This is a genomic window from Xanthomonas sontii (genome assembly GCF_040529055.1).
GTDB lineage: Bacteria > Pseudomonadota > Gammaproteobacteria > Xanthomonadales > Xanthomonadaceae > Xanthomonas_A > Xanthomonas_A sontii.
The window spans coordinates 2387220-2403803 of record NZ_CP132342.1; the positions used below are offsets into that span (position 1 = coordinate 2387220).

General features: G+C 70.7%; 12 protein-coding genes, 1 pseudogene and 1 riboswitch. Of the genes and pseudogenes, 3 read left to right on the forward strand and 10 right to left on the reverse strand.

The annotated features are described in order from the left end of the window. Positions 1-119 precede the first annotated feature (119 nt). The 6 genes from RAB70_RS09995 to RAB70_RS10020 all read right to left on the reverse strand — a co-directional run bounded on the left by RAB70_RS09995 (position 120) and on the right by RAB70_RS10020 (position 6184). Positions 120-791 carry a hemolysin III family protein gene (locus RAB70_RS09995; RefSeq protein ID WP_017912941.1) on the reverse strand — a complete coding sequence of 224 codons (672 nt, stop codon included), beginning with the start codon at positions 789-791 and terminating at the stop codon, positions 120-122. A gap of 109 nt (positions 792-900) precedes the next feature. Beyond that, positions 901-2505 (reverse strand): peptide chain release factor 3, encoded by a 1605-nt coding sequence (locus RAB70_RS10000; protein ID WP_017912942.1) that lies wholly within the window; start codon positions 2503-2505, stop codon positions 901-903. Positions 2506-2580: 75 nt separating this feature from the next. After that, positions 2581-3954 carry a hypothetical protein gene (locus tag RAB70_RS10005; protein WP_148827666.1) on the reverse strand — a complete coding sequence of 458 codons (1374 nt, stop codon included), beginning with the start codon at positions 3952-3954 and terminating at the stop codon, positions 2581-2583. Beyond that, positions 3951-4850, reverse strand: coding sequence for an ABC transporter ATP-binding protein (locus tag RAB70_RS10010; RefSeq protein ID WP_148827685.1), 900 nt, complete (start codon positions 4848-4850; stop codon positions 3951-3953). Before RAB70_RS10010 ends, RAB70_RS10005 begins: the two co-directional genes overlap by 4 nt. 7 nt (positions 4851-4857) lie before the next feature. Then, complete coding sequence (locus tag RAB70_RS10015) at positions 4858-5247, reverse strand: GntR family transcriptional regulator (RefSeq protein WP_017910488.1); 390 nt, start codon at positions 5245-5247, stop codon at positions 4858-4860. Between the two features lie 67 nt (positions 5248-5314). Beyond that, entirely contained in the window at positions 5315-6184 is an 870-nt protein-coding gene (locus tag RAB70_RS10020; protein ID WP_408068873.1) for a M23 family metallopeptidase, read from the reverse strand. Positions 6185-6293: 109 nt separating this feature from the next. Beyond that, a riboswitch (SAM riboswitch) is annotated at positions 6294-6412 on the forward strand. Between the two features lie 70 nt (positions 6413-6482). Between RAB70_RS10020 and RAB70_RS10025 the strand changes: the two genes are divergently transcribed. The 3 genes from RAB70_RS10025 to RAB70_RS10035 are packed head-to-tail and all read left to right on the forward strand — an operon-like array spanning position 6483 to position 9816. After that, on the forward strand, positions 6483-7520 hold the full coding sequence (locus RAB70_RS10025; RefSeq protein ID WP_148827668.1) for a homoserine O-succinyltransferase: 1038 nt from the start codon (positions 6483-6485) through the stop codon (positions 7518-7520). Then, positions 7517-8734 (forward strand): O-succinylhomoserine (thiol)-lyase, encoded by a 1218-nt coding sequence (locus RAB70_RS10030; protein ID WP_148827669.1) that lies wholly within the window; start codon positions 7517-7519, stop codon positions 8732-8734. The genes RAB70_RS10025 and RAB70_RS10030 overlap by 4 nt, the downstream gene beginning before the upstream one ends. A gap of 26 nt (positions 8735-8760) precedes the next feature. Further along, complete coding sequence (locus RAB70_RS10035; protein WP_148827686.1) at positions 8761-9816, forward strand: homoserine dehydrogenase; 1056 nt, start codon at positions 8761-8763, stop codon at positions 9814-9816. A 157-nt stretch (positions 9817-9973) separates the two neighbouring features. Here the strand turns inward: RAB70_RS10035 and RAB70_RS10040 are convergent, their stop codons facing one another. The 4 genes and pseudogenes from RAB70_RS10040 to RAB70_RS10055 form a co-directional block, all read right to left on the reverse strand. Continuing rightward, positions 9974-11218 carry a glycoside hydrolase family 18 protein gene (locus RAB70_RS10040; RefSeq protein ID WP_408068874.1) on the reverse strand — a complete coding sequence of 415 codons (1245 nt, stop codon included), beginning with the start codon at positions 11216-11218 and terminating at the stop codon, positions 9974-9976. A 393-nt stretch (positions 11219-11611) separates the two neighbouring features. Further along, positions 11612-12025: pseudogene (locus RAB70_RS10045) on the reverse strand (Ig-like domain-containing protein); the annotation flags it as partial. Between the two features lie 444 nt (positions 12026-12469). Further along, positions 12470-13480, reverse strand: a complete 1011-nt coding sequence (locus RAB70_RS10050) for an alpha/beta fold hydrolase (RefSeq protein ID WP_148827670.1) — start codon at positions 13478-13480, stop codon at positions 12470-12472. Positions 13481-13548: 68 nt separating this feature from the next. Beyond that, on the reverse strand, positions 13549-16584 hold the full coding sequence (locus tag RAB70_RS10055) for a ligand-binding sensor domain-containing diguanylate cyclase (protein ID WP_225851520.1): 3036 nt from the start codon (positions 16582-16584) through the stop codon (positions 13549-13551).

A 16584-nucleotide genomic window follows, 5' to 3' on the forward strand; every position in this document is an offset into this window, starting at 1 on the left:
CGCCATGCGCTCGACATTCCAAGCGAGTGCGTGAATAGGTGTTGCGATCGCAGAGCGGTCCGTCATGCCGCCCTGGGAGGGCGGGTGTTCGGGACGCCGGCGAACGGCCGATGGTCTGCCTACAGCACCTGGCCGGTCACCGCCACGAAGTGGCAGACGCTGCCGGCGAGGACGAACAGATGCCAGATGGCGTGGAAGTAGCGCACGGTGTCGCGCTGGTAGAAATACGTGCCCAGGGTGTAGAACAGGCCGCCGGCCAGCAGCCAGCCAAGGGTCCAGGCGTCGACGGAGCGCAGCAGCGGTTCGATCGCCACCACGATCAGCCAGCCCATCGCGATGTACAGGATGGTCGACAGCAGGCGGAAGCGACCAGTGAAGAACAGCTTGAAGATCACCCCGGCCACAGCGATGGTCCAGATCGCTGCGAACAGGCCCCAGCCCCACGGGCCGCGCAGACCGATCAGGGTGAATGGGGTGTAGGTGCCGGCGATCAGCAGGTAGATCGCGCAGTGGTCGAAGATCTGCAGGCGCGCCTTGGCGCCGGGATGCGGGATGGCGTGGTACAGCGTCGAGGCCACATACAGCAGCAGCAAGGTGACGCTGAACACGATGGCGGTGGCGAGCTGCCAGCCGTCGCCGTAGATGGCGGCGAGGGTGATCAGCACCGAGCCGCCGGCCAGCGCGGCGATGGCGCCGAGGCCGTGGGTCAGGGCGCTGGCCAGTTCGTCGCGCCAGTCCGTGGAAGGCTGCGCGTCGGCGTTCGAGTAGGCGGGCGACCGGTCTGCATCCATGGGCCCGCACGGTACCGCAATTGCGAGCGGTTCGCATCCGCTGCGGCGCAACACGGCGCCGCCGGTTGGGCGTGCGCTCAGCCGGCGCACGCCCGCGGTCACATGGTGGTCATTCCACCGCCACGCTGTGCGCGTGTTCGCGGGTGGCGGCGAAGCGCACATCCGGCGCGCGTTCCTGCGCCAGTTGCAGGTTGACCCGGGTCGGCGCCAGGTAGACCAGTTCGCCGGCGGCGTCGATGCCGAGGTTCATCGCGTTCTTCTCGCGGAACTCTTCCAGCTTCTTGGGGTTGTCGCAGTGCACCCAGCGCGCGGTGACCACGCCCACCGGTTCGAAGCTGGCGTCCACCCCGTACTCGTCCTTGAGCCGGTAGGCGACCACGTCGAACTGCAGCGTGCCGACCGCACCGAGGATCAGGTCGTTGCTCATCAATGGGCGGAAGAACTGGGTGGCGCCTTCCTCGGACAGCTGCGCCAGGCCCTTCTGCAACTGCTTGAGCTTGAGCGGGTCGCGCAGGCGCGCGCGGCGGAACAGTTCCGGGGCGAAGTTGGGAATGCCGGTGAACGACAGCGACTCGCCTTCGGTGAAGGTGTCGCCGATGGAGATGGTGCCGTGGTTGTGGATGCCGATGACGTCGCCGGGGTAGGCCTCGGCGGCGATCTCGCGATCGCTGGCCATGAAGGTCAGGGCGTTGGCCAGCTTGACCTCCTTGCCGGTGCGCACGTGCAGGGTCTTCATGCCGGCGGCGAAGCGGCCCGAACAGATGCGCATGAAGGCGACGCGGTCGCGGTGCTGCGGATCCATGTTGGCCTGGATCTTGAACACGAAGCCGGTCAGCTTGTCCTCGCCGGCCTGCACCTGGCGGCCGGTGGTGGCGCGCGGCTGCGGCGGCGGCGCGTGCTCGGCGAAGAAGTCCAGCAGCGGCTGCACGCCGAAGTTGTTGACGCCGGAGCCGAAGAACACCGGGGTCTGCTTGCCGGCGCGGTAAGCGTCCAGGTCGAAGGCGTGGCTGGCGCCCTGCACCAGTTCCAGTTCCTCGCGCAGGTCGGCCAGCATCTGTTCGCCGATCTTCTCGGCCAGGCCGGGCGCGTCCAGCGACGGGAAGATGGTCGAGTCCTGGCGGGTGAAGTTGCGGCCGGGCTCGTACAGGTGCACTTCGCCGGTCACCAGGTGCACCACGCCCTTCAGGCGCTGGCCCATGCCGATCGGCCAGGTCACCGGCGCGCATTCGATGCCGAGCACGGTCTCGACCTCGTCGAGCAGGTCGATCGGATCCTTGCCCTCGCGGTCGAGCTTGTTGATGAAGGTCATGATCGGCGTGTCGCGCAGCCGGCACACCTCCATCAGCTTGATGGTGCGCTCTTCCACGCCCTTGGCCACGTCGATCACCATCAGCGCCGAGTCCACCGCGGTGAGCACGCGGTAGGTGTCCTCGCCGAAGTCGGCGTGGCCGGGGGTGTCGAGCAGGTTGATGATCTTGCCTTCGTACGGGAACTGCATCACCGACGAGGTCACCGAGATGCCGCGTTCCTTTTCCAGCGCCATCCAGTCCGAGGTGGCGTGGCGCGCGGCCTTGCGGCCCTTCACCGAGCCGGCCATCTGGATCGCCCCGCCGAACAGCAGCAGCTTTTCGGTCAGCGTGGTCTTGCCGGCGTCGGGGTGGGAAATGATGGCGAAGGTGCGGCGGCGCGCAGCTTCGGTGGCGACTTCGGACATGGGCGGCACGCCCGGAAGGGCGTCATCGGCAACGGAGGAAGCCCGCGATTATAGCGGGCTTCCCGCGGCGGCCGTTCAGTTGAGCAGCCAGGGGTGCGGGCGCCTGCTGGATTGGCGTGCCACCAGGTTGTAGACGATGACCATGCCGAGCAGCAGCAGGCTCCAGGCCGGTGCCAGCCAGTGCGGTGCCACCGCGCCGGGCAGGCCGACCTGGCCGATGCTGATGGCGCCCAGCAGCGTCAGCGCGCAGTGCGCCACGACCAGCGCCAACACGCTGCGCGGCCAGCGCAGGCAGGCCAGCAGGACGGTGCTGGCAAGCAGGGTCCCGGTCAGGGTGATCGACACCGTCAGTGGGTAGTATGCGGTCGGGGCGTGTCTGAGCAGCCCGAGCAGCCAGGACAGGCCCAGCCACGGAAGCATCGCCGCGATCGCGCATTTCAGCACCACCTGGTTGAACAGCGTGCCGATCTGCCCGGGTGCGCCCATGCCGGGCAGCAGGGCGCTTTCCATCAGGCCGAGGTTGCCGTGCTTGCGCCAGAGCCACAGTCGTTGCAGGAACTTCGCGCTGGACAGGTTGGCCATGACGTTGGCCAGGATCAGCGGCAGCGTCGGCGATTGCGTGCCCACCAGCAGCAGCGTCCACAGCAACACCAGCGACGGCATGACGAGGACGGCCAGCGCGGTGCCGGCCGCGCTGCCGGGAGCGAAACCTGGACCGAGTGCGAAGCGCATGGCGCGTTCCGGTGCGCCGTGCAGGCCCGAGGGAACGCTGGGGCGCGCGATGCCCTGCATCCACCCACGGCGCCCGGTTTGCGATGCGACCACCTGCCTGATCGCGCCATCGCCGGGCAGGCGCGGCTGCAGGTTCATCCACAGCGGACGCAGCCAGGGCGCGAGCGCGACGGGCCGCGGCGTGCTGGCGCGGCGGTACGCCCACGTCGCGCCCGCGACGCACGCTGCAGCGATGGCCAGCATGGTGCTGCGCGGGTACGCGTCCAATGGCACGCCGACCCAGTAGTGCAGCATGAAGCCGAGGGGCGGCAGACACAGCAGTGCGGTACTGGACCACGCTGGCGCTGTCGCCAGCAGCAGCCCGCCGGACGCGCACAGCAGCAGCGTCGGTGCCGTCAGGCTGGGATCGCTGCCGCGCGGCATGTAAAGCAGGACCGGCACCAGCACAGTGCCGGCCACCGCCAGTGCGAACAGGCGCGCGAAGCGCTTGCGCAGCCCCGGAAGGCGCAGGCGATGCGCCTGCTCGAGCAGGCTCAGCAAGCGTGCGCCGAGTCGTGCCCAGAGCAGCAGCACGATGGGGCAGGTCAGCACCAGCGGCGATGGTGGATTGTCGACCCACGTCAGGGCCAATGCCGCGGCGATCACCCAGGGGTAGACCCATCGGGTCCTGCCCGATGCCGCGTACAGCAGGCGCAGATCGGCGAGCAGGCGCTTCATCCCGCCACCTCGATGAACAGGTCCTCCAGGCCGAGCCGGTCGATGCGCAGACCGGGCACGCCGAGCAGGGCGGAAGGCGGTTCGCTGGCGTGCAGCAGCACCGCGGTGCCGCCGTCGGCGCTGCGGCGCCGTGCGAGTTCGCCGCGCAGCACGGCGTCGCCGAGCAGCGCGGCGGCGGCCGGCGGCAGCGTGAGTCGCAACACGCTGTCCTTGAGTTCGTCCAGCGGCTGGTCCAGCAGCAGCCGGCCCTGGTGCAGGAACGCCACGCGCGAGGCCACCCGTTCCAGGTCGCTGACGATGTGGCTGGAGAACAGCACGGTGGCGCCGGCATCGCAGGTTTCGGTGACGATCTCGCGCATCAGGTCGCGGCGCGCCACCGGATCCAGCGCCGAGGCCGGTTCGTCCAGCACCAGTAGCGCCGGCCGCGCCGCCAGCGCCCGCACCAGGGCCAGGCGCTGGGCCTGGCCGGGCGAAAGCGTGTCGATGCGCTGGCGGCGGTCCAGTTCCCAGCGCTGCAGCAGCGTGTCGGCGCGCTGCGCGTCCCAGTGCGGATAGAGCTGCGCGGCGAAGGCGAGCAGTTCCGTCACGCGCATCCAGCCGAAGGCCTGGGGCTGCTGGGGCACGAAGCCGATGCGCGCCTTGCGCGCGTCGTCCAGTCGCAGCGCCGGACCGCCGAATACCTGCGCCTGGCCGCGCTGCGGCTGCAGCAGGCCGAGCAGGCAGGCCAACAGGGTGCTCTTGCCGGCGCCGTTGCGGCCGATCAGTCCGACGACCTCGCCGCGCCCGATCTGCAGGCCCACGCCTCGCAGCACGTCGCTGGCACCGAACGCCAGGTGCAGGTCGTGCGCCGCCAGCGGCACGTCCATGTCCAGATCGGTCTGGATTGCGCTCTGCATCGCCACGCTACTCATCGCCAGGTTCTCCAAACAACTGTTCAAGACGTTCGATCACGGGAGGCGCCGGCAGGCCCAGTTCGCGGCAATGCCGGACCAGTTCCTGCAGTCGGGGTTCGATCAACTCCAGGCGCTGCCGTTGCGGTGCGGCGGCGGTCGCGGCCACTGCCATGCCGCGGCCGCGCAGGCGTTCCAGCACGCCCTCGGCTTCGAGCTGGCTGTAGGCGCGCGAGACCGTCATCGGGTTCACCGCGTGGACCGCGGCGACCTCGCGCACCGAGGGCAGGCCGTCGCCCGGGCGCAGTTGCCCGGCGGCGACCAGGCGGCGGATCTGCTCGGCGATCTGCCGGTAGATCGGCTCGGGGGCGCTGGGTTGGACGTGGAGATGGGTTGCATCCATGTGTATTAATACATCAATACACTTGGCGGATGTCAATGCGTTTGCCGACGAACGGTAGGCGGCGCGCTCAGGGTGGAGCGGGGTGGGCGAAGCGCAATTCGCCCAACGGGCCGGCCATCCGGAACGGCACCGATTCCAGGCGCAGGCCGCGGTTGAGCTGGACGGCGAAATGCAGGTGCGGGCCACTGCTCAGGCCGGTGTTGCCGGACAGGCCGAGGCGGTCGCCACGCTGCACCGCCTGGCCCACCCGCACCTGCACGCCGCCGGGGGCCAGGTGCGCGTAGATCGCCATGCTGCCGTCGGCGTGCACCACCCGCACCAGATTGGCGGCCTGACCCAGGCGCGGGTCGGTGCCGGATTCGCGGAAGTCGTCGCGCACCTCCATCACCACGCCCGCGCGCGCGGCCAGCACCGGCGTGCCGTCGGGCAGGGCGAAATCCAGGGCATAGGCGTTGGCCGGGTCGCGATGGCTGAAGGCGCCGCCGAAGCCCTGGTCGATGCGCACCGGGCGATCGGCGAAAGGCAGGGCATACAGCACCGCGTCGGCATGGGCGCGCGGCGAACCGGGGACGGCCTCGATGCGCAGTCGGGCGCCGTCGCCGCCGGCCTCAGCGAGGTCGCCGGGGGGATACAGGCGCGCGACCACGCGGCGCTCGCCGGCGGCCAGCTCCGCGGTCAACGGCAGCGCGGGGACGGCGGTGAAGCCGGCGCTGTCGCCGAGCAGGCGGATCTGCACCGGGCCGCCGAGCGGATTGCCCAGTGCAACCTCGCGCAGGCCGCTGTCGCGGGCGCTCACCTGCAGCCACGCTGGCGGTGGTTGTGGTTCGGGTCGCGGGGCATTCCATCGCAGCAGCGGCTGCGCGGGTGCGCCGGTCACTGCCGCCAGCGACAGGACCACGGCAAGCCAGCGGCGGGGGCGGCGTCGGCGCACGGGCAGGGGCGGCGATGGGGAAAGCGGAGTATGGACGAGGCCAGGGATCGAAAAATCATATCGCTTCATCCGAATAAAGAGATTGACATGGCCGGGAATCGCTGGCATCTTGGCTCCACCATCGAGACCGGCGGAGGGACAGGCCCTTTGATGCCGGGGCAGCCAGCGGACGCGCAAGCGGCCGTGTAGGTGCCAAATCCTGCGGGGACCCACGCGTCCGCCGAAAGATGGTTCGATCCATGCCCTCTGCATGGCGAACGCGAGCTCCGCGAAGCTCGATGGCCGTTCCTCTCCGGATACCGCCATGCGCCTCGTGAACTCGCCTGATCGCCCCACCTCCGCCACTTCGTCCCACGACCGCGTTGCCGCGCCGGCCGACGGCGTGCACGCGATGCGTGGCGAGATCGCGGTCGCGTTGCCGCTGCGCCACGCCGGTGTGCAACTGCTGCGCCTGCGCTACGAACTGAGCGGCCCGGCTGCCGCGCCGGTGGTGTTCGTCGCCGGCGGCATCTCCGCGCACCGCCATCTCGCCGCCAACGCCAGCTTTCCCGAGAAGGGCTGGGCGGAAGGCCTGGTCGGGCCGAGGCGGGCGCTGGATCCCACCCAGCGGCGGCTGCTGGCGTTCGATTTCGTCGGCGCCGACGGCAGCCTGGACGCGCCGATCGACAGCGCCGACCAGGCCGATGCCATCGCCGCGCTGCTGGACGCGCTGGACATCGCGCAACTGCACGGGTTCGTCGGCTACTCCTACGGTGCGCTGGTCGGCCTGCAACTGGCGGTGCGGCATCCGCAGCGCCTGCAGAAGCTGATCGCGGTCAGCGGCGCGCACCGCGCGCATCCGTATGCCGCCGCCTGGCGTGCGCTGCAGCGCCGCGCCGTGGCACTGGGCCAGCTGCAATGCGCCGAGAGCCACGGGCTGTCGCTGGCGCGGCAGTTCGCGATGCTCAGCTACCGCACTCCGGAGGAGTTCGGCGAACGCTTCGACGCGGCGCCGGAAGTGATCAACGGCCGCGTCCGCGTCGCCGCCGAAGACTACCTGGACGCCGCCGGCGCGCATTACGTGGCGCGCACCCAGGTCAACGCCTACCTGCGCCTGTCCGAATCCATCGACCTGCATCGCATCGAGCCGGCTGCCGTCGCCGTGCCCACCGTGGTGGTGGCGGTCGAGGGCGACCGCCTGGTGCCGCTGTCGGACCTGGTCACCCTGGTCGAAGGCCTGGGCCCGCGCGGCAGCCTGCGCGTGCTGCGTTCGCCCTACGGCCACGACGCCTTCCTGAAAGAAACCGATCGCATCGACGCGATTCTCGCCACCGCCCTTCGCCCCACCGGAGTTGCCGCATGAGCACTGCCCACGACACCGATCTGCCCTGTAGTGCCGCCACCGCCGCGGTCCGCGCCGGCATCGACCGCGATACCGCCTACGGTGCGGTGACCCCGCCGATCGTGCTGTCGTCGAACTTCAGCTTCGACGGCTTCGGCAACAAGCGCCAGTACGACTACACCCGCAGCGGCAACCCCACCCGCGACTTGCTCGGCGAAGCGCTGGCGGAACTGGAAGGCGGCGCCGGCGGGGTGATCACCGCCACCGGCATGGGCGCGATCAACCTGGTGCTCAACGCGCTGCTGCAGCCCGGCGACAAGCTGGTGGTGCCGCACGACGCGTACGGCGGCAGCTGGCGCCTGTTCAATGCGCTGGCCAAGAAGGGCCACTTCGATCTGATCACCGCCGACCTGACCGATCCGCGCTCGCTGGCCGATGCGCTGGCGCAGGCGCCGAAACTGGTGCTGATCGAGACCCCGTCCAACCCGCTGCTGCGCATCACCGACCTGCGTTTCGTCATCGACGCCACGCACAAGGCCGGCGCGCTGGCGGTGGTCGACAACACCTTCCTGTCGCCGGCGCTGCAGACCCCGATCGCCTTCGGCGCCGACCTGGTGATCCACTCCACCACCAAGTACGTCAACGGCCACAGCGACGTGGTCGGTGGCGCGGTGATCGCGGCCGATGCCGAACTGCACCAGCAACTGGTGTGGTGGGCCAATGCGCTGGGCCTGACCGGCTCGCCGTTCGACGCGTTCCTGACCCTGCGCGGCCTGCGCACGCTGGACGCGCGCCTGCGCGCGCACCAGGAGAACGCGCAGGCGGTGGTGGAATTGCTGACCACGCACGCCGCGGTGCGCCAGGTGTACTACCCGGGCCTGGCCTCGCATCCGGGCCACGCGGTGGCGGCGCGGCAGCAGCGCGGCTTCGGTGCAATGATCAGTTTCGAACTGGCCGGCGGTGAGGCCGAGGTGCGCGCCTTCGTCGACGGCCTGCGCTACTTCACTCTGGCCGAATCGCTGGGCGGCGTGGAGAGCCTGATCGCGCATCCGGCGACCATGACCCATGCGGCGATGACCGCCGAGGCGCGCGCCAAGGCCGGGATTTCCGACGGCCTGCTGCGTCTGTCGGTGGGCATCGAATCCAGTGCGGACCTGGTCGCCGATCTACAGGCGGGCCTGCAGCGCGCGCAGCGCGCCGGCGAGGCGCTGGCCCGCAAACGGGTGGACGCGTGAGCAGCGGCCTGGCCGATGCGCCAGCGGTGCCGCTGCGTGCGGCGCCCGTCGCGGCCACCGCGCGGTTGGGCCTGCTCGGCACCGGCACCGTCGGCCGCGCCTTCGTCGCGCGCTACCAGGCGCTGCAGCAGCGCCGCCCCGGCCTGCCGACCTTCGCCTGGCTGGCCAATTCGCGTACCGTTGCCGATTGCGCGGTGACGCCGGCGCAGGCGCTGGCCGCGGCCAATGCCGCCGCGCGCACGGCGCAGGCGGTGACGTTGCCGGAGGATCTGGGCCGTGGCGACATCGTGGTCGACGCCACCGCCAGCGAGGCGGTGGCGCAGCGCCATGCCGAGTGGCTGCGGCGCGGCGTGCACGTGGTCACCGCCAACAAGCTCGGTCAGGGCGCCGCGCTGGCGCGGGCCGAACAGATCCAGGCCGCCCGCCATGCCGCCAGCACCCATTACGGCGACAGCGCCACGGTCGGCGCCGGGCTGCCGTTGCTGAGCAGCCTGCGTGCGCTGGTCGCCGGTGGCGACCATATCCATGCGGTGGAAGGCGTGCTGTCCGGCTCCCTGGCCTGGCTGCTGCATCGCTACGACGGCCACCGCGCCTTCTCCGCGTGCGTACGCGAGGCCGCGGCCGCCGGCTACACCGAGCCCGATCCGCGCGAGGACCTGTCCGGCGAGGACGTGCGGCGCAAGCTGCTGATCCTGGCCCGCGCCGCCGGCCTGCCGTTGCGTGCCGAGCAGGTGCAGGTGGAGTCGCTGGTGCCGGCCACGCTGGCCACGGTGCCGCTGGCGCAACTGGATGCCGCGCTCGAACAGCTGGACGCGCCGCTGGCGGCGCGCCTGGCGCAGGCACAGGCCGCCGGTGCCTGCCTGCGCTTCGTCGGTCGCTTCGATGCGTACGGTGCCTCGGTGGGCCTGCGCGCGCTGCCGCTGACGCATCCGCTGGCCAGCGGCGCCGGCACTGACAACCGCGTCGCCATCCACAGCGACCGCTACCTGCAGCAGCCGCTGCTGATCCAGGGGCCGGGTGCGGGCGCCGATGTCACCGCGGCGGCCTTGCTCGACGACGTGCTGCGGATCGCGGTGCGCTGAGCGAAACGAACGACGCCCGCCATCATGTGCGGGCATCGCGGTTCGGACTGGGGCGATACCGACGGCAGTCGGCGTGTGGGCAACGCTGCCTGCACGCCGATGCGTGCGGGTCACGCGGCGCGGCCGTCGCGCGTTGCACGACGGCCGGCGCCGCAGCTCATTGCAGGCCCTGGCCCATGGTCTTCAGCAACTCGCCCTGGTAGTCGCCGCTGAATTCCCAGAAGAACGCGCCGCCCAGGCCCTGCGTCTTGACGTAGTTCATCTTCTCGGTGACCAGCGCCGGGTTGTCGTAGCTCCAGAAGGTGCTGCCGTCGTACTTCCAGTGCGCATGCGCCTGCGCGTCGACATAGCTGGTGCCGGCGCGGCCGCGCAGCACCTTGTAGTCCTCGATGCCCGCCTCGTAGGTACCCGGTGCGGCGCTGCCGCTCTGGTACAGGCCGTGGTTGACATTGGGCACGTTGGTCCAGCCGCGCCCGTAGAAGCCGATGCCGAGGTTGAGCTTGGCGGCCGGCACGCCACGGTCGAGGAAGGCCTGGATGGCGTCGTTGCTGTTGTAGTAGCGCTGGTCGCCGCTGGACGGATCGGCCGACGACTCGAACAGCGCGGAGTGGTGGTTGGTCTGCGGATCCCAGGCGCCGTGGAAGTCGTAGGTCATCACGTTGAGGTAGTCCAGGTACGGCGCGTACAGGTTCGGGTCGGTGACGCGGATCTTGTCGATGCCGGCGCCGACCGCCACGGTCAGCAGCAGCCCCGGCCGCACCTGGTCGAGCCGGCGGCGGAATTCAGCCAGCAGCGCGGTGAAGTTCTGCCGGTCCTCGGCGCTGCCGCAGGCGATGCCGCACGCCACCGGGTACTCCCAGTCGATGTCGATGCCGTCGAACACGCCAGCCGCGGCCGCGCTGCCGCCGGCGCCGTCGGTGACCGGCAGGTTGCCGCGGATGTAGGCATCGATGCACGAGGCGACGAAGGCCTGGCGGTTCTCGGCGCGCGCGGCGCTGGAGAAGCCGCGCGACCAGGTCCAGCCGCCCAACGAAATCAGCACCTTCAGCCCCGGGTGTGCGGCCTTGAGCTTCTTCAGCTGGTTCCAGTTGCCGCGCAGCGGCTGGTCCCAGGTATCGCCCACGCCGTCCACGCTCTGCGCGGCGGAGAACGCCTTGGTGTAGTCGGCGAAGGCATCGCCGCCGGCGCCGGTGCTGCTGTCCGACGGCTGGGTGACGCCGACTTCGCAGCGGTTGTTGCGGACATTGCCGAAGGCGTAGTTGATGTGGGTCAGGTAACCGGCGGCGCCGCTGGCCTGGATGTCGCGCACCTGGTAGTTGCGGCCGTAGATGCCCCACTGGGTGAAGTAGCCGATCACGCGCTTGCCGCCGCCGGCGCTGGCGGGCAGGGTGCGCACGCTCAGCGTGGCGCTGCTGGCCGAGACGTTGCCGGCGTTGTCGCGGGCACGGACCGCGTAGGCGTACGCAGTGTCGGCGATCAGCGCCGAGTCGGTGTAGCCGGTGGTGCTGGAGGTGCCCACGCGATTGCCGTCGCGGAGGATGTCGTAGCCGGCCAGGCCGCTGCCGCCGGCGTTGTCGGAGGCGGCATTCCAGGTCAGGGTGATGGCGTTGCTGGCGCGCGTGGCGGCGGCCAGGCCGGTCGGCACGCTTGGGGCGGTCGTGTCGGTCGACGGTGCCGCGATGCTGATCGCGACCGCGGCCGAGGTGGTGCGGGCGCCGGCGTTGTCGGTGGCCACCGCGGTCAGGCTGTAGTCGCCGGCCGCGGCGCCGCTCCAGGACAGCGTGTACGGCGCGCCGCTGACGCTGCCGAGCGAGGTGCTGCCGCGGAAGAATTCGACCCGCGCCACGCTGCCGTCGGGATCGTTGGCCGATGCCTGCAAGGCGATGGTGGTGCCGACCGCGAAGCGGGTGCCGCTCGTGGGCGCGGTCATGGCCACGCTCGGTGGCTGGTTGCTCGAACTGCCATCGCAGGTGCCCAGGTCCTGGTACCAGCCGCAACTGGTGCAGTAGGTCGGCGCGGTGTTCCAGATCGGACCGTTGGCGCGGTACAGGTGGCTGGCGTAGGTCAGGGTGTCGCCGGCGGCGTAGATGGTGGCCGGGTTCCAGGCGGCGACGCCGCTGCACGCGGCGGCCCAGGTCTGGCCGGGCGCGAGGCCGGCCAGGACGAGACAACAGAACAGCAACCACGATCCGGCGGATTTCGTGTTCATGGTGACGCCTCCGATGCGGTAGGTAGCGCGACTGAGGAGCGGCGGTGAGCCGCCATCTGGTTCCTTGAGTCCGATCACCCGGGGGCTTGCAGACGCGTGGCGCCGACGTCGTTTGACTCGCACGCGGACCGGGCACGCGCAGGGTCCGAATGAGAAGACAACGTTGTCAACCGACAAATCCGACGAATGCGAGACAGATCCAGGATTGCTGCGATGACAACGTTTTCATGATTGTTCGATGCTGCGGTGCAGTGCGGGTGTGTCGAGTGCACCGAGGCGTGCGTGGTGCAGGGCGGGAGGCACACCGCCGAGCGGATGCGTGCAGCGCGCGCTGCTTGTCGATGGTGCGGCGGTGGTGCCGCGACGACCCGAGAGATTCCGCGGCAAGACGCGTTCGCGCCGCCGTGCAGGGTCAGTGACCGGACCTGTCGCGGGTGCGCGCGCTCAGGGCGCCGTGCCCAGCGCCTCGAGCAAGGCCGTATTGAACCGTTGCGGCGCTTCCACCTGCGGCGAATGGCCGAGGTCGTCGAAGGCGACCAGGCGCGCGCCGGGAATCGCCGCAGCCGCGCGCTTGCCCAAGGCCGGGTAGTCGCCCAGGGTCGCCGCCAGCGCCGGTGGCGCTAGGTCCTTGCCGATCGCGGTCCGGTCGCGCTGGCCGATGAACAGGGTGGTCGGCACGCGCAGTTGCGGGAAGCGTTGCACCACCGGCTGGTTGAACACCATGTCCGAGGTCAGCGCCTGGTTCCAGGCCACGCGGTCGCCGCCGGGACCGGCGTACAGGCCGGCCTGCATGCTCACCCAGCGGTCGTACTCGGGCTTCCACTGTCCGCCGTAGTAGACGGTCTGCTGGTACTGCTTGATCGAAGCCGCGTCGGTCTTGCGCTCCTTGGCGTACCAGTCGTCGACGCTGCGCCACGGCACGCCGGCGGCCTTCCAGTCCTCCAGCCCGATCGGGTTCACCAGCAGCAGCTGGCTCACGTCCTGCGGGTACTGCAGCGCGTAGTGCGCGGCGAGCATGCCGCCCATCGAATGGCCGACGATCGCGGCGCGGGTCACGCCGGCCTGTTGCAGCAACGCATGGGTATTGGCCGCCAGTTGCGCGAAGCTGAACTGATAGGCCTGCGGCTTGCTCGACTTGCAGAAGCCGATCTGGTCCGGCGCCAGCACCCGGTAGCCCTGTGCCACCAGCGCGGCGATGGTCGATTCCCAGGTCGCCGCGCAGAAGTTCTTGCCGTGCAGCAGCACCACGGTGCGGCCGTTCGGCGTGCCGGTCGGGGCCACGTCCATGTACGCCATCTGCAGCGGCTGACGTTGCGAGTCGAAGCGGTACCAGTGCACCGGATAGGGATAGGCGAAGCCTTCCAGTTGCGCGCCGTAGCGCGGCGGCGCATCGGTGGCCCAGGCGGAGGCGAGCGGCGACAGGGCGAGGGCGGCGAGCAGCAGGCAGAGACGCATGGGAGCGGGACGGCAGACGTGATGGGCCACGACCTTAGCCCGGCGCGCGCTTGCCAGGCGTCAACGCGTCACGCGGGCGGCGGCAGGCTGCCGCCGTTGTGCACCAGGGTCAGGCAGGCGTGGTGCTGCATCCGCGCGAGCGGTTCCTGCAGCGCTGCCAGCACCTGTTCGGCCTGCGCACCGAGCACCGGCCGGTACGCCGCCCAGCCGTTGCGGCCCTTGGCCTTGGCCTGGTACAGCGCACGGTCCGCCAGTACCAGCAGTTGTTCCCAGCCGAGCAGGTTGTCGGGGTCGTGCACGAACGGGAATTCCGCCAGCCCGATCGAGCAGGTGACCCGGCCCTGGCGGCCGTGGTCGAGCACGAAGGGGTGCGCGGCGACCGAGCGGCACAGCCGTTCGGCGGCCATGGTGAGGTTCTCGCGCGGCGCCGAACGCAGCACCAGCAGGAACTCCTCGCCGCCCCAGCGCACCACGTAGTCGCTTTCGCGGGTCAGCCGCACCAGCAACTGCGCCATCTGCTGCAGCACCGCGTCGCCGGTGTGGTGGCCGCCGCTGTCGTTGATCGACTTGAAGTGGTCGATGTCGATCAGCGCGAACAGCATGCCCGAGGACAGCATGTCCTCGTCGTTGGCGGCCATGCGCCGGTACAGCGCGATGTCGCTGGGGATGTGCAGCGACAGGTAGCGGCGGTTGCGCAACTGGGTCAGCTCGTCGGTGAAGCTGGCCTCCTGCAGGCGCTGGTTGGCCGCCTGCAGCGCCTGGGTGCGTTCGCGCACCTGGCGTTCGAGGATGTCGCGCTGGCGCCGGTTGTGCAGCCGCGCCAGGGCCACCGCGCACAGCAGCAGGGCGAACGCGCCCAGCGTCAGCAGCAGCCTGTAGAACGGCGTCTCCTGGAAGCGCAGCGCGATCCGCAGCGGCAGCCGCGCCGGCGCGGCCGCCCACACGCCGGCGTTGTTGCTGCCGGTGACTTCGAAGACGTAGTCGCCGCCGGGCAGGTTGGTGTAGCTGACCGCGCGCTGGCGGATGTCGTCGAGGGTGCGCCAGCCGCGGTCGTAGCCGAGCAGGCGGTAGCGCAGCTCGACGTTCTGTGGCGCCTGGAACGAGGCGGCGGTGAACTCGAAGTCGAGGTCGCGCGCGCCTTCCGGCAGCGGGGTGGGCAGCGCCTGCGGCGTCAGCCACTGGCCCAGCGCACGCACCCGCTCCACCACCGGCTGCGGCGCCACCGGATTCTTGACGATGCCGGCGGTGTCCAGCGCGACCACGCCGTCGCGGCTGGGCAGCCACAGCGCGCCGTGCTCGATGAAGCCCTTGCCGTTGCCGGCGCCGTTGCAGCACATGCCCTGCACGCCGCCATGGCGCTGCGCGCGCTCGGTGAGCATCAGTTCGGCGTTCAGCGGCGCCTGTGGCGACGCCGCATGGCGCAGCAGGTCGGCCAAGCGCACGCGGTAGACCCCGCGCAGGCCGGCCACCCAGATCGCGCCGCGGCCGTCGTCGGCGATGAAGAACGCGGCGTTCACCGGCAGCCCATCCTGTTCCCCGAACGCGTACCAGTGCGCGCCGTCGAACAGCCACAACTGCTCGTTGAGGGTGCCGACCAGCCATTGCCCGCCGGGCAGCTCGTGGATCGCGGTGACGTCGGCGCTGGCCAGCGCCGAGCCCGGCGGCGCCAGCGCGACCAAGCGCTCGTCGCGCAGCGCGTACAGGCCCGACTGCGCGCCGATCAACAGACGCCCGTCGCGGGTCTCGTGGATCAGCCGCACGCGCGGATCGCGCAGGCCCTCAGCCGTGCCGTAGCGGCGCAGCCGCGTGCCGTCGGCGCGGAACAGGCCGTCGGTGCTGGCGAACCACAGCCGCTGCGTGCGATCGCGGACGATCCCGCTGATCTGCAGGTCGCGCAGCGGCGCCAGCCAGTCCGGCTGGCCGAGCCGGCCGTCGCGGTACAGGGCGGCGCCATGGCGGGTGCCGATCCACAGCTGGCCGGGTTCGGCCAGCAAGGTATAGGGCGCCTCGTTGTGCAACTGCGCCAGGCTCAGGCGCGGTTGGTAGCGGCCATCGCGCAGCTGCGACAGGCCGCTGTCGGTGCCGACCCACAGCGATCCGTCCGGATCGCGCGCCAGGGTCCACACCAGCGCGTCGTCCAGCCCTTCGTGCGTGCTGTAGCGGCGGGTCCAGCCGTTCCACAGCCGGGTGGCGCCGTTCCAGCTGCTGCCCAGCCACAGGTTGCGCTCGCGGTCCTCGAAGATGGCGTTGACGCCGACGTTCGGCTTGTTCTCCGGGTTGCGTTCGACGATGGCGCCATCGCGCACGCGCAGCAGCGCGCCGGGTTGTCCCACCCACAGATTCTGGTCGCTGTCCTCGAACAGGGCCTGCACGGCGCGCCGGCTGGTCCCGGTCGGGTCGGGCAGCCATTGCCAGCGGCTGTCGCGGCGCAGCAGCAGTCCGTCGCGGGTGCCGGCCCAGAGCGTGCCTTGCGCCTCCAGCAGATGCTGCACCGGCGTCGCGCCGGCCTCCTGCGGCAGTGCCAGCGACTCCGGCGCGTCCTGGCCGGCGACGAAGCGCAGCACCGCGCCACGCGTGCCCACCCACAGCGCGTCGGCGCGCGGCAGCAGCGTGTAGGCGCCGCCGGCGATGCGGTGGCGCAGCTGCAGGCGATCGCCCTGCACCGCGTACACGCCATCCTGCGCCGCGACCAGCACGCTGCCGTGCGCGTCGGTCGCGATCGCCTCGATGTTGAGCAACGGCGCCTGCGGGTCCTGCGGCAGCAGCGTGGTGAAGCGTCCGTCGCGGTAGCGCGACAGGCCGCGATAGGTGCCGATCCACAGCGTGCCGGCGGCATCCACGTGCAGCGCCTTGATCAGGTTGCCGGGCAGGTGCGCCGGCGCGCCCTCGTTGAACGAGGTCATGCGCACGCCGTCGAAGCGGGTCAGCCCGCCCATCGTGCCGATCCACAGATAGCCCTGGCGGTCCTGGGCGAACGCCTGCACGCTCAGCTGCGGCAGGCCCTGGTCTAGCCCCCAGCCTTCGCGCTCGTAGTGATGGAACTGCTTGTCCGGCTGTAGTGCCCGCGCCTGCGGCACACATGCGCTCCACGCTGTCGAGAGCAT

Bases quoted from the DNA above. Each gene is read 5' to 3' on its own strand.
- RAB70_RS09995 (WP_017912941.1), bottom strand. From the start codon at position 791: ATGGATGCAGACCGGTCGCCCGCCTACTCGAACGCCGACGCGCAGCCT.
- RAB70_RS10000 (WP_017912942.1), bottom strand. From the start codon at position 2,505: ATGTCCGAAGTCGCCACCGAAGCTGCGCGCCGCCGCACCTTCGCCATC.
- RAB70_RS10005 (WP_148827666.1), bottom strand. From the start codon at position 3,954: ATGAAGCGCCTGCTCGCCGATCTGCGCCTGCTGTACGCGGCATCGGGC.
- RAB70_RS10010 (WP_148827685.1), bottom strand. From the start codon at position 4,850: ATGCAGAGCGCAATCCAGACCGATCTGGACATGGACGTGCCGCTGGCG.
- RAB70_RS10015 (WP_017910488.1), bottom strand. From the start codon at position 5,247: ATGGATGCAACCCATCTCCACGTCCAACCCAGCGCCCCCGAGCCGATC.
- RAB70_RS10025 (WP_148827668.1), top strand. From the start codon at position 6,483: ATGCGCCTCGTGAACTCGCCTGATCGCCCCACCTCCGCCACTTCGTCC.
- RAB70_RS10030 (WP_148827669.1), top strand. From the start codon at position 7,517: ATGAGCACTGCCCACGACACCGATCTGCCCTGTAGTGCCGCCACCGCC.
- RAB70_RS10050 (WP_148827670.1), bottom strand. From the start codon at position 13,480: ATGCGTCTCTGCCTGCTGCTCGCCGCCCTCGCCCTGTCGCCGCTCGCC.
- RAB70_RS10055 (WP_225851520.1), bottom strand. From the start codon at position 16,584: ATGCTCTCGACAGCGTGGAGCGCATGTGTGCCGCAGGCGCGGGCACTA.